Origin of the sequence: Flavobacterium algoritolerans (genome assembly GCF_030010385.1) — a bacterium.
Lineage (GTDB): Bacteria > Bacteroidota > Bacteroidia > Flavobacteriales > Flavobacteriaceae > Flavobacterium > Flavobacterium algoritolerans.
Window position 1 is genome coordinate 263,159 of sequence record NZ_JASCRZ010000005.1, and the last position, 13,144, is coordinate 276,302.

12 protein-coding genes are annotated in these 13,144 nt (G+C 34.7%); 9 read left to right on the top strand and 3 right to left on the bottom strand.

All coding sequences use genetic code 11. The annotated features are described in order from the left end of the window. Nucleotides 1-148 precede the first annotated feature (148 nt). The 3 genes from QLS65_RS12430 (at nt 149) to QLS65_RS12440 (ending at nt 3,436) form a co-directional block, all read left to right on the top strand. Nucleotides 149-2,176 (top strand): M3 family metallopeptidase, encoded by a 2,028-nt coding sequence (locus QLS65_RS12430; protein WP_282718104.1) that lies wholly within the window; start codon nt 149-151, stop codon nt 2,174-2,176. Nucleotides 2,177-2,264: 88 nt separating this feature from the next. Beyond that, the gene (locus tag QLS65_RS12435; RefSeq protein ID WP_282718106.1) at nt 2,265-2,978 is read left to right on the top strand and encodes a YqjF family protein; all 714 of its coding nucleotides are present in this window, start codon (nt 2,265-2,267) and stop codon (nt 2,976-2,978) included. Continuing rightward, nucleotides 2,978-3,436 (top strand): SRPBCC family protein, encoded by a 459-nt coding sequence (locus QLS65_RS12440; RefSeq protein WP_282718108.1) that lies wholly within the window; start codon nt 2,978-2,980, stop codon nt 3,434-3,436. The genes QLS65_RS12435 and QLS65_RS12440 overlap by 1 nt, the downstream gene beginning before the upstream one ends. Here the strand turns inward: QLS65_RS12440 and QLS65_RS12445 are convergent. Continuing rightward, nucleotides 3,416-4,228 (bottom strand): UbiA prenyltransferase family protein, encoded by an 813-nt coding sequence (locus tag QLS65_RS12445; RefSeq protein ID WP_282718110.1) that lies wholly within the window; start codon nt 4,226-4,228, stop codon nt 3,416-3,418. The genes QLS65_RS12440 and QLS65_RS12445 overlap by 21 nt on opposite strands. Before the next feature lie 147 nt (nt 4,229-4,375). Here QLS65_RS12445 and gcvP point away from each other — a divergent pair, with 147 nt between their 5' ends. After that, the gene (gene gcvP, locus QLS65_RS12450) at nt 4,376-7,225 is read left to right on the top strand and encodes an aminomethyl-transferring glycine dehydrogenase (RefSeq protein WP_282718111.1); all 2,850 of its coding nucleotides are present in this window, start codon (nt 4,376-4,378) and stop codon (nt 7,223-7,225) included. A 72-nt stretch (nt 7,226-7,297) separates the two neighbouring features. Here the strand turns inward: gcvP and QLS65_RS12455 are convergent, their stop codons facing one another. Beyond that, nucleotides 7,298-7,822, bottom strand: a complete 525-nt coding sequence (locus tag QLS65_RS12455) for a hypothetical protein (protein ID WP_099713467.1) — start codon at nt 7,820-7,822, stop codon at nt 7,298-7,300. Nucleotides 7,823-8,193: 371 nt separating this feature from the next. Here QLS65_RS12455 and QLS65_RS12460 point away from each other — a divergent pair, with 371 nt between their 5' ends. The 5 genes from QLS65_RS12460 to QLS65_RS12480 all read left to right on the top strand — a co-directional run bounded on the left by QLS65_RS12460 (nt 8,194) and on the right by QLS65_RS12480 (nt 12,534). Beyond that, nucleotides 8,194-9,252 carry a 3-oxoacyl-ACP synthase III family protein gene (locus QLS65_RS12460; RefSeq protein WP_099713468.1) on the top strand — a complete coding sequence of 353 codons (1,059 nt, stop codon included), beginning with the start codon at nt 8,194-8,196 and terminating at the stop codon, nt 9,250-9,252. Nucleotides 9,253-9,487: 235 nt separating this feature from the next. Then, the gene (locus QLS65_RS12465) at nt 9,488-10,015 is read left to right on the top strand and encodes a methyltransferase (protein ID WP_282711804.1); all 528 of its coding nucleotides are present in this window, start codon (nt 9,488-9,490) and stop codon (nt 10,013-10,015) included. A gap of 94 nt (nt 10,016-10,109) precedes the next feature. Then, entirely contained in the window at nt 10,110-10,958 is an 849-nt protein-coding gene (locus QLS65_RS12470; protein ID WP_282718114.1) for a glycosyltransferase family 2 protein, read from the top strand. Between the two features lie 68 nt (nt 10,959-11,026). Further along, nucleotides 11,027-11,776: an MlaE family ABC transporter permease gene (locus QLS65_RS12475; protein WP_099713471.1), complete on the top strand. Its 750-nt coding sequence runs from the start codon at nt 11,027-11,029 to the stop codon at nt 11,774-11,776. Next, on the top strand, nt 11,773-12,534 hold the full coding sequence (locus tag QLS65_RS12480; protein ID WP_099713472.1) for an ABC transporter ATP-binding protein: 762 nt from the start codon (nt 11,773-11,775) through the stop codon (nt 12,532-12,534). Before QLS65_RS12475 ends, QLS65_RS12480 begins: the two co-directional genes overlap by 4 nt. A 2-nt stretch (nt 12,535-12,536) precedes the next feature. Here the strand turns inward: QLS65_RS12480 and QLS65_RS12485 are convergent, their stop codons facing one another. Next, a complete protein-coding gene (locus QLS65_RS12485) occupies nt 12,537-13,139 on the bottom strand; it encodes a SprT-like domain-containing protein (RefSeq protein WP_282718116.1) in 603 nt (200 codons plus the stop codon). Nucleotides 13,140-13,144: the final 5 nt, after the last annotated feature.

A 13,144-nucleotide genomic window follows, 5' to 3' on the forward strand; every position in this document is an offset into this window, starting at 1 on the left:
CTGTGAAACGAAATAAATAACATTTAAATAACACAATCAGCAACGGGATTTTGAAATAAATCAATTGCTTTATCAACTTCATTTTTTTTATTAAATCCGTACATTTGTTATCTTTAAACATCGAATTATTTTTTATTAAAAAATACAAATGAGCATCTTAACACACCATTTCAATACAAAGTATAATACTGCACCTTTTTCGAAAATTAAAAACGAAGATTTTCTTCCTGCTTTTCAAAAAGGAATCGAATTGGCAAAAGCCGAAATCGATGCTATTGTTAGAAATCCCATACAGCCTACTTTCGAAAACACCATTGAAGCATTAGCATTCAGCGGAGATGTTTTGGATAGAATTTCAAGTATCTTTTTCAACTTGAATTCAGCGGAGACGAATGATGAAATTCAAAAAATCGCTCAGGAAGTTTCTCCTTTATTATCTGAATTTGGAAATGATGTTCGTCTTAACCCTGATTTATTCGCCCGAGTAAAAACGGTTTATGAGCAACGAGAAAAACTGAATTTAAATCCAGAACAAACCACACTTTTGGATAAAAAATACAAAAGCTTCTCCAGAAACGGAGCGAATTTGCCAGAAGACAAAAAGAATCAATTGCGAGAAATAGACAAAGAATTATCGAAATTGAGTTTGCAGTTTGGCGAAAATGTTTTGGCCGAAACACAAGCCTATCAATTGCATATTACAAATGAAACAGATTTAGCCGGTTTACCGGAAGGAACTATCGAAGCCGCTCATTCTTTGGCTAAAAGCCAAGAAAAAGAAGGTTGGATTTTCACATTGGATTATCCAAGTTATGTTCCGTTTGTGACCTATGCTGATAATCGTGAATTGCGCAAGAAAATGGTAATCGCTTTTGGTGCCAAAGGTTTTCAAAACAATGAATTTGACAATCAGGAAATTGTACTTAAAATTGCAAAATTGCGTTTTGACCGAGCTCAGGTTTTAGGTTATGCCACTCATGCTCATTTTGTACTTGAAGAACGAATGGCAGAAAGTCCGGAGAAAGTGAAAACATTTTCGAATGATTTATTGGAAAAAGCGAAACCGGCAGCTTTGAAAGAATTTGCCCAATTGACTGCTTTCGCAAAAGAGTTAGACGGAATAGAACAACTAGAGAAATGGGATGGCGCGTATTATTCGGAGAAATTGAAGCAACAATTATTCAATTTAGATGATGAAATATTAAAGCCCTATTTTCAATTAGAGAAAGTTCTGGAAGGTGCTTTTGCAGTAGCGCAAAAATTATACGGAATTACTTTCGAAGAAATTTTTGAAGTGGATAAATACCATGAAGAAGTAAAAACATACGAAGTAAAAGACGAGGAAGACCAATTGGTTGCTGTTTTTTATGCTGATTTCTTTCCACGAAAAGGCAAACGCAACGGAGCTTGGATGACATCTTTTAAATCGCAATACATTAAAAAAGGAATCAACGAAAGACCGCATATTTCAATTGTGTGCAATTTCACGAAACCTACCGAAACAAAACCATCATTATTGACTTTTAATGAAGTAACGACTTTGTTTCATGAATTTGGTCATGCATTGCACGGAATGTTGGCAAACACGACATACCCAAGTTTATCCGGAACAAGTGTATATTGGGATTTTGTGGAATTACCAAGCCAGATTTTAGAAAACTGGTGTTACGAACCAGAAGCTTTGGCTTTGTTTGCGTACCATTATCAAACTGGCGAAATGATTCCGATGGAATTAGTACATAAAATTAAAGAAAGTGCCAGTTTCCAAGAAGGAATTGCAACGATGCGTCAATTGAGTTTTGGATTATTGGATATGGGGTGGCATGCGCAAGATCCTTCCAATATCAAAGACATCAAAGCTTTTGAAACCGAACAGTTTGCAGCCACACAATTGTATCCTGAAGTAAAAGAAAATGCGATGAGCACCTCTTTCTCCCATATTTTTCAAGGCGGTTATTCTTCTGGTTATTACAGTTATAAATGGGCTGAAGTTCTGGATGCTGATGCTTTTGAATATTTTCAGGAAAAAGGTATTTTCAATAAAGAAGTAGCCACAAAATTTAAAGAAAACGTGCTGTCTAAAGGCGGAACAGAACATCCGATGATTTTGTACAAACGTTTTAGAGGACAAGAACCAAAACCGGAAGCGCTATTAAGAAGAGCGGGATTGGTTTAGAAACATAATTTTTGGAAACCCGAAGTAACAGACTTTGGGTTTTTTATTACCATTTTATATACCTCGAAAAAATTAAAACTAACAAAAAATGAGTTTTTTAAAAGCCGAATGGAACAATTTAGCAATGATTAATTATGTGGTCAATCCCGAAATTCTGCAAAAGTATGTTCCTGCAGGAACGGAAATAGATTTCTGGAATGGCAAATGTTATGTTAGTTTTATTGGATTCCTATTTGAAAATGTTCGTGTTTTGGGAATGAAAATACCGTTTCATTCTGATTTCGAAGAGGTAAATCTTCGGTTTTACGTGAGACGTTTTGAAAACGGTGTGTGGAAAAGAGGTGCGGTTTTTATCAGCGAAATTGTTCCAAAATATGCAATTTCATTTGTCGCCAATACCTTTTACAATGAGCATTACCGTACTTTGCCCATGAAACATATTTTGAAAGTAAATGAACACTCCCGAGAATTTATATACCAATGGAAAGTGAATAATAATTGGAATACCATCCAGGTAGAAACCCATAAAAACCCTATTGCGATTGAACCCGATTCTGAAGCTGAGTTTATCACGGAACATTATTTTGGCTATACCAAAATCAACGAAAACAAAACTTTTGAATACCAAGTTACCCATCCCAGATGGAAACAATATGAAGTAACCAACAACGAATCTATTATTGATTTTGAAGGAGTTTATGGGAAAGAATTTGCTTTTATTAAGGACTTAAAACCAACCTCTGTATTTCTGGCCACAGGCTCTAAAATCACTATTGAAGACAAACGAAAAATAAAACTTTAATGACCAAAATAAAAATTCGGACTAAAATAAATGCCCCAATACAAACTGTTTTTAATCTATCCAGAGATATTGACACACACCAAGAATCTGTCAATTTCACTAAAGAAACTGCAATTGACGGAATCACTTCCGGGTTAATCAATTACAACGAAACCGTTACTTGGCGAGGCAAACATTTTGGTGTTTATTTGACTCATAAAAGCCGAATCACAGCCATGAATTTATACGACTATTTTGTTGATGAAATGGAAGAAGGAAAATTCAAATCATTCCGACATGAACATATATTTAATGAAAAAGACGGAGTTACTATAATGAAAGATAAATTACATTATGAAGTTCCCTATGGATTCTTTGGAGAATTATTTGATTTACTGTTTTTAAAAAATCACATGATTAATTTTATCATCGAAAGAAATAAAACATTGAAAGCTTTATCAGAAAATGAGAAGCAATAACCACCAAACAATCGGGACACTTTCTACCCAAAAGGAAGTGTAATATTTAGACCGTTTTTCATTTGCAAAAAGCATAAATAATGAAATGATAATCACTAAAATCAAGTTGATAATCAATTGATTTTTGTCAAAATTACTTTTAAAAAATTCTAAAAAATAAAACGGAAGTAAAAGCAACAACCCTAATATTTTAGTGCGCTTCACCCCTATTTGCTGCGGCACTGTTTTTAAATGCGGATCGTCTTTTGCCAAATCAATAATTTCAAAAATAAGTACCAATACAAAAATCAAGATAAAGCGTTGCATACATTTTAAATAAAAATCGGAAGTAATTGAAACATCAGCATTCAAAACTGGCAAAGCCAATGTCACTCCAACCCAACACAATGCTACAATATAAATTTTAACACCAGCCCAATTCCTGGCATTTTTCTTATTTGGAAAAAAGGGAAGTGTGTATAATAATGTAACACTCAAGAAAACTACTGCGACTATTTGGGTTATCCTTTGCAGCAGAAAAAAATAATATCCGACTAAAAAAAGAGCAAAAAAGCTAAATAAAGCAATCGTTTTTAACTGCTTACGCATTTGTAATCTTTGAACTCTAGCCAGTGCATCATATTTTACAAAATTATATCCTACAATTGTCCCAAAAAAAGCAAAGTTAGCAACTGGCTCATCTACTGGAATGTGGAACATGTGTTGCGTCATTCTAACCAAGGCATAACAAGACAAACCCACGTGAATGCTACTATTAATGTAAAAATCGAATATTAGTTTCAAAAACCTCATTAGACAAAATTAATCAAAGTGTTAACAAGAATGGCTTTTAGTTGAAAAATTCACAGAAAATCAAGTTAAAAAAGTCTTTTAATAGCAGATTAATATTTATTTTTACAGCCTTTTAAAACAAGAAACACACAACCCATTTTATATATAATGAAAACAGACGCTTTTGCATTAAGACACATTGGCCCAAGAGAAAATGATCTAGAACATATGTTGAAGACAATTGGGGCAGCAACACTTGACCAATTGATCCATGAAACTATCCCAAGTGATATTCGTTTAAAATCTGATTTGGACTTGGAACCTGCAATGACTGAATATGAGTTTGCAAATCACATTCAAAAATTAGGGAATAAAAATAAAGTTTTTCAATCGTACATTGGTTTAGGATACAATGCAGCAATAATCCCTGCGGTAATCCAAAGAAATGTATTTGAAAATCCAGGATGGTATACTGCCTATACGCCGTATCAAGCTGAAATCGCGCAAGGTCGTTTAGAAGCGATTTTGAATTTTCAAACGATGGTTATCGAATTAACCGGAATGGAAATCGCTAATGCCTCTTTATTAGACGAAGGAACTGCTGCTGCTGAAGCAATGGCGTTACTTTTTGACGTTCGTTCTCGCGATCAAAAGAAAAACAACACCAATAAATTCTTCGTTTCTGAGGAAATATTACCACAAACTTTATCGGTTTTACAAACACGTTCTACGCCAATCGGGGTTGAATTAGTGATTGGAAACCATGAAACATTCGATTTTTCATCGGAATATTTTGGAGCAATTCTTCAATATCCTGGAAAATTTGGACAAGTTCATGATTATACCGCTTTTATCGCTAAAGCAGCTGCAAACGAAATAAAAGTAGCCGTTGCTGCTGATATTTTAAGTTTGGCAAAATTGACTCCTCCGGGAGAAATGGGTGCTGCAGTAGTTCTTGGAACTACGCAACGTTTCGGAATTCCGTTAGGTTACGGTGGCCCACACGCTGCTTATTTTGCCACAAAAGAAGAATACAAAAGAAGTATGCCCGGAAGAATCATCGGTGTAACTGTTGATACGGATGGAAATCGTGCTTTGCGTATGGCATTACAAACACGTGAGCAACACATTAAACGTGATAAAGCCACTTCAAATATTTGTACAGCACAAGTTCTATTGTCAGTTATGGCAGGAATGTATGCTGTTTATCATGGTCCAAAAGGCTTGCAATACATTGCTAATAAAGTACATGCTTCGGCAGCAACATTGGCAAATGCATTAGAAAAATTAGGTTTACAACAAACCAATACTGCTTTCTTTGACACAATTGTTGTTAAAGCTGATGCACAAAAAGTAAAAGCGATTGCTGAACAAAACGAAATCAACTTTTATTACATCGACGAAAATACCGTTTCAATTTCTTTAAACGAAACAACAAGTATTGCTGATTTAAATAAAATTATTACTGTTTTCGCTTCCGCAAAAGGTACTCAGGCAACTACAATTGACAGTTTATCAGAAACCAATCATTTCCCAGAAAATGTAAACAGAACATCAACGTTCTTGCAACACGATGTCTTCAATAAACACCATTCAGAAACCGCTTTGATGCGTTACATCAAAATGTTGGAAAGAAAAGATTTGGCATTGAATCACTCCATGATTTCATTGGGATCTTGTACCATGAAACTGAATGCCGCTTCAGAAATGTTGCCTTTAAGCATGGCACAATGGAATAACATTCACCCGTTTGCTCCATTAGATCAAGCGCAAGGATACCAAGAAATGTTGGCTAAATTAGAACAACAATTAAATGTTATTACTGGTTTTGCAGGAACAACATTACAACCTAATTCAGGTGCTCAAGGGGAATATGCCGGATTAATGGTTATTCGTGCGTACCACCAATCTAGAGGAGATCACCATAGAAACATTGCTTTAATTCCATCATCGGCTCACGGAACAAATCCAGCTTCGGCAGCTATGGCAGGAATGAAAGTTGTGGTTACTAAAACATTGGAAAATGGAAATATTGATGTAGAAGATTTACGTGAAAAAGCAATTCTTCACAAAGACAATCTTTCTTGTTTGATGGTAACGTATCCATCAACTCATGGTGTTTTTGAAAGCGCAATCAAAGAAATCACACAATTGATCCACGATAACGGTGGACAAGTATATATGGATGGTGCCAACATGAATGCTCAAGTTGGATTAACAAATCCTGCAACTATTGGAGCTGATGTTTGTCACTTAAACTTACACAAAACATTCGCTATTCCTCACGGTGGCGGAGGACCTGGTGTAGGACCAATATGTGTTGCACCACAATTAGTGCCATTTTTACCTACAAATCCAGTAATTCCAACAGGTGGAGAAAATGCTATTACAGCTATTTCTGCCGCACCTTGGGGTTCAGCTTTGGTTTGTTTGATATCGTACGGTTACATCTGCATGCTTGGTGCTGAAGGTGTGAAAAAATCTACTGAATATGCAATTTTAAATGCGAACTATATTAAAGAGAAATTAAACGGTCACTATGATACGTTGTATTCTGGAGAAATGGGTCGTGCGGCACACGAAATGATTTTGGAATGCCGTCCATTTAAAGAAAAAGGAATTGAAGTAACTGATATTGCTAAACGTTTGATGGATTATGGTTTTCATGCTCCAACCGTTTCGTTCCCAGTTGCCGGAACTTTAATGATTGAACCTACTGAAAGTGAAAACTTAGAAGAGTTAGATCGTTTTTGTGACGCCATGATTGCGATTAGAAAAGAAATTGAAGCCGCTACTTTAGATAATCCAAATAATGTATTAAAAAATGCGCCACATACTTTAATGATGGTTACTACTGATACTTGGAATTTCCCTTACACTCGTGAAGCTGCTGCATTTCCATTAGAATATATTGCCGAAAATAAATTCTGGCCTACCGTTCGTAGAGCAGATGAAGCATACGGTGATCGAAATTTAGTTTGTTCATGTGCGCCAATTGAAGCGTATATGGAAAACTAATTTTTAAATATTTAAAAAAAAACAAAAATGCCTCGATATATCGAGGCATTTTTTTATAAGAATATTCTAAATCTAGTATTTATATCCTAAACCAGTTTTTATAGCTTGTGTTCCACCAAATTGATTAGAATTTGCCCCAACTGTAGTTTTATCAGAAATCATCAATACAAAAGGACAACCCAATATTGCAGCGGACATTTTAAGCTTTTTCTCTGCTTTTTTGTCACCTGTATTACCTGTTTGAAGATTAATCATTCCTGTTTTTCCTCTAACTTCGCCTACTTTTTTCAAACCAGCGATGTATGATTTTTCTTCAAGAATAATCACTTTTTCCCAATCAGCTTCACCAGCAACAACTATTTTTTCAGTAACCTCTTCTACTCTACCACTTTTACCATAAACAATTTTTTCAATTGCATATTTCCCGATAGAATTTTCAGCATCTTCTCCATCATATTTAAAAACAACCGTGTATTCATCTACACGCATAACTTTTCCATTTACGATTTCACCACTGTGTTTTGTGATAACATCAACTTGAGCACTTGCTAAAGTTGCAGTTAAAATCATAGAAAACAATAAAATAATTTTTTTCATTTTTTTTTATTTTTTTATTAATTAGTTATTTATAATTATCAAAAATATAAAAAAACTTACAAAACCAATAACATTTAATAAAGAAATTATAATCCTACAAAATTAAGATTACAGCTAAAAACCTGCGAGAAATAATTTAACATACGCTTCATTGTAAATAAACATGAAATCCTAATCCTCAAAATATTAATTTTATCAATTGCAACAATTAGGAAATAAATATCGCATCGTTTTTTGCAATTCGTAATAAAATAATCAATATTTTTGCCAATAAATTATTATTTCACAATTATATGCATGCATAGTAAATTTTGTGAGTGTACTAATTTATTTATCATTAAATTAGCCTGAATTTTTGGAAAAACAACCCGATGAAAATAAAAATAACTGGAATAGGAAGTTATATTCCTGAGAAAAAAGTAAGCAATACTGACTTTAGTGAACATGTTTTTTTGAATGAAGACGGAACAGCTTTTGGATACCCTAATGAAGTAGTCATTAATAAATTTAAAGGAATTACCGGTATAGAACACAGACGTTATGCCGAAGACCAATACACTTCTTCTGATTTAGCTTTTTTTGCTTCTCAAAAAGCAATAGAAAATGCAGGAATTGATCCGGAAACGATTGACTATATCATATTTGCTCATAATTTTGGTGATGTAAAATCCGGAACAACTCAATCCGATATGATTCCGAGTTTAGCCACACGTGTTAAAAATAAATTACAAATAAAGAACCCAAAATGCGTTGCTTACGATATCCTTTTTGGATGCCCGGGCTGGATTGAAGGCGTACTTCAAGCCAATGCATTTATAAAATCCGGCATGGCAAAACGCTGTTTGGTAATTGGTGCTGAAACCCTTTCCAGAGTAGTTGATGCGCACGACAGAGACTCCATGATTTATTCTGATGGCGCCGGTGCTTCTATCATTGAAGCTTCTGATGATGAAACAGGAATGTTGGCTTACGAAAGTGCTACTTACGCAAATGATGAAGCTAATTACTTGTTCTTTGGCAAATCATACAACCCAGATTTAGATCCAGACATTCGTTACATAAAAATGTACGGACGCAAGATCTACGAATTTGCATTAAGCCAAGTTCCTGCTGCAATGAAAAGTTGTTTGGACAAAAGCGGATTAGGCATTGATGACGTAAAAAAAATCCTTATCCATCAAGCCAATGAAAAAATGGATGAAGCTATAATTCAACGTTTTTACAAATTATACGACAGACCCGTTCCAAAAGATATCATGCCCATGAGCATCCATGAACTAGGAAATAGCAGTGTAGCCACCGTTCCTACTCTTTTCGACTTGTTAATTCGCGGAGAAATAGAAAACCAATCCATACAAAAAGGCGATGTTCTAATCTTTGCATCCGTAGGAGCAGGAATGAACATCAACGCATTTGTTTACAGATATTAAAATTGTGAGGAACACAACAATCAGGAGCTAATCCGGCTGTACACTACAATTCCTCACTACAAAACTTGTTTTTCTAAGGTGCAAGAAAGCTTCATTCTGTCGCTTTTTGCACCTTGAAAAACTACATTTTGAAGCTCCGGGATTTTCATTCCCATCCGGGCTAAAAAACAATGCCCAAAAACACATTTATTACTATATTTGTGCCTTCGTGCCCTAGCGGCAAAATCAAAAAAACATGTACGAAAAAACGTTTCCCAATAAAAGATTCAAACATACTTTAGAATTTCTAAAAAAACACGTCTCCACTTCAGAAACCATATTAGATTTAGGCGTAGAAAATCCTTTTTCTAAAATTATGAAATCCGAAGGATTTGCAGTTACAAATACAACAGGAGAGGACTTAGACAAAGACCAATCCGTATTTTCAACAGAAAAAAAAGATGTGGTAACCGCTTTCGAAATCTTTGAACATTTACTAAACCCTTACACGATTTTAAACGAAATAAAATCGGACAAACTTTTTATATCTATCCCAATGCGCTTGTGGTTTTCACCAGCTTATCGAAGCAAAACCGATATGTGGGACAGACATTACCATGAATTTGAAGATTGGCAATTGGACTGGCTTTTGGAAAAAACAGGTTGGAAAATAATCGACCGTGAAAAATGGACAAATCCCGTAAAGAAATTTGGTCTTCGTCCTTTATTGAGAAAATTTACCAATAGATATTATATTGTTTACGCTGAAAGGGCTAAGATTTAAGATTGTTGCTTAACGAATGTCGATTTATGATTGTGATAATGGATGTAAAAATCTGAAATCAAGGATCGTTAATCTTCATTCAAAAATATTTTAAATGAATTATTATATTGTTATTCCGGCTCATAACGAAGAAGCTTTCATCGCTTTAACTTTAGATTCTTTGATTTCTCAAACTGTTTTACCAAAAAAAGTAGTGATTGTCAATGATAATTCTACTGATAAAACAGCTGAAATAGTAACCGCTTACGCCAAAGAAAATCCGTTTATCTCTTTAGTAAACAAAACTTCCAGCGCAATACATTTACCGGGAAGTAAAGTTATTCAGGCTTTTCATAAAGGATTCGAAACATTGGACGAAGAGTATGATGTTATCGTAAAACTGGATGCCGACTTAATTCTACCCAACAACTATTTCGAAACTATCTTAAACATTTTCGAAAAAGATGCAACAATAGGAATGGCTGGCGGATTTGCCTACATTGAAAAAAATGGCGAATGGATTCTGGAAAATCTAACCGATAAAGATCATATTCGTGGTGCGTTTAAAGCCTATAAAAAAGCATGTTTCCAACAAATAGGAAATTTAAAACCAGCTATGGGTTGGGATACTGTTGATGAATTATTGTCAAAATTTTACGGATGGAAAGTCGTTACCGATGCTTCCTTAATCGTGAAACATTTAAAACCAACTGGAGCTAATTACAATAAGACTGCCCGTTACAAACAAGGAGAAGCGTTTTATACTTTAGGCTACGGATTTTTAATCACTTCGATAGCTTCTGCAAAACTGGCGATGATGAAAAAGAAACCATTACTTTTTTTAGATTACATCAAAGGTTTTTGGAAAGCAAAAGCAGCTAAAACACCATTATTGGTAACCGCAGAACAAGCTAAATTTATTCGCAAGTATCGTTTGAAGAAAATGAAAGAAAAAATTTTCTAACGAAAACTACGAACGCATAACTTATAACTCATAACTATTTTTGTAATTTAGCCCATATTCACAAAACTATGATGCTCATTCGATATATAACGCAGATAGGAAGATACTTCTTAATGCTCAAAGAAATTTTCAATAAACAGACAAAATGGTCTGTGATGAGAAATCTAATTTTTAAGGAAATAGACGATTTAATCATTGGTTCCCTTGGTATTGTAGCATTCATTTCTTTCTTTGTTGGAGGTGTTGTTGCCATACAAACTGCATTGAACTTGACCAATCCATTAATTCCAAAATACCTTATTGGTTTTGCCACAAGACAATCTGTAATATTAGAATTTGCCCCTACTTTTATTTCAGTGATTATGGCTGGAAAAATGGGTTCTTTTATCACATCAAGTATTGGAACCATGAGAGTAACCGAACAAATTGACGCTCTAGAAGTGATGGGAGTTAACTCCTTAAACTATTTGGTTTTCCCAAAAATAATAGCTTTACTACTTTATCCTTTCGTTATTGGAATCAGTATGTTTCTGGGTGTTTTGGGTGGCTGGATGGCTGGTGTTTACGGCGGATTTACTTCAAGTGACGAATTTATAAATGGGGCTCAATTGGATTTTATTCCATTCCACATCGTTTATGCTTTCCTTAAAACATTGATTTTTGCCATGTTATTAGCAACTATCCCTTCTTTTCACGGGTATTATATGAAAGGTGGCGCACTCGAAGTAGGACGCGCAAGTACCGTATCCTTTGTTTGGACCTCAGTTACCATAATTACTTTTAATTACATATTAACTCAATTGTTACTTGGCTCATGATAGAAGTAAAAAACATAGAAAAATCATTTGGCGGTATCAAAATCCTTAAAGGAGTTTCCACGATTTTTGAAACAGGAAAAACGAATTTAATTATTGGACAAAGTGGCTCTGGTAAAACCGTCTTGCTTAAAAGTCTTCTAGGAATTCACACTCCAGAATCTGGAACAATTTCATTTGACGGGAGAATTTATTCTGAATTAAATCCAGATGAGAAACGAGATTTACGAACTGAAATAGGAATGGTTTTTCAAGGAAGTGCCTTGTTTGACTCCATGACTGTAGCCGAAAACGTAGGTTTTCCGTTGAAAATGTTCACCAAAGACAACAATTCAAAAATTCAGGAGCGCGTAGACTTTGTATTAAAAAGAGTCAACTTAACTGACGCCCATAAAAAACTACCTTCGGAAATTTCAGGAGGAATGCAAAAACGGGTAGCGATTGCACGCGCGATTGTAAACAATCCAAAATACCTGTTTTGTGATGAACCAAACTCTGGTTTAGATCCAAATACAGCTATTTTGATTGATAATCTTATCAAAGAAATCACCGAAGAATACAATATCACAACGGTTATAAATACTCACGATATGAACTCCGTTATGGAAATAGGAGAGAAAATCCTATTCTTAAAAGATGGTTTAAAAGCTTGGGAAGGAACCAAAGAAGAAATTTTCAGAACTGATAACGAAGCTGTCGTTGCCTTTGTTTATTCTTCTAATTTATTCAAAAAAGTACGAGAAGCATATTTGAAAGAGTAAATCTAGCTTGATTTCAACAATTCTACCTCAGCATTTGGATTGAATAAATATGTTTTCCCAGAACTCATTTCCAAGCATTCAAAACGCTTGGTTCTTATGGCTATTTTCTTGAAAATCTTTCCGTTTTGGATTCGGAAAACACTTCCATAAGGAATTTCGAACACATAATTTTTATCATTTTGCTGATCAAATTGTTTCAGTGCCAAAGCCAAAGTAGCATCAGTATCGCTGCTGGCTGTTGGGTTTTTGAAATGCCTCGCCAATAAAGGCAATAAGTGATTCGGGAAAATTTCTGGTCGAATGTAAGGAATCATCAACCGTTGAAAAGAATATTTCCACTCGTTACCATGAGGTTTTATATTTCTTCCAAATTTTTCGAAAGCGACCAAATGCGAGATTTCATGAATCAACGTAATCAAAAACTTGTATTTATTCAGATTTGAATTTACCGTGATTTCATGCTTTCCATTCAACCCTTTTCGATAATCACCATGACGCGTCTGACGCTCGTTTACAATCTTAAGATGCACTTGATTGGCAACAATAAGTTCGAAAACGGGTTTTACCGCATGCTCTGGTAAATATCTTGAAAGTGTTTCGCTCATAACTT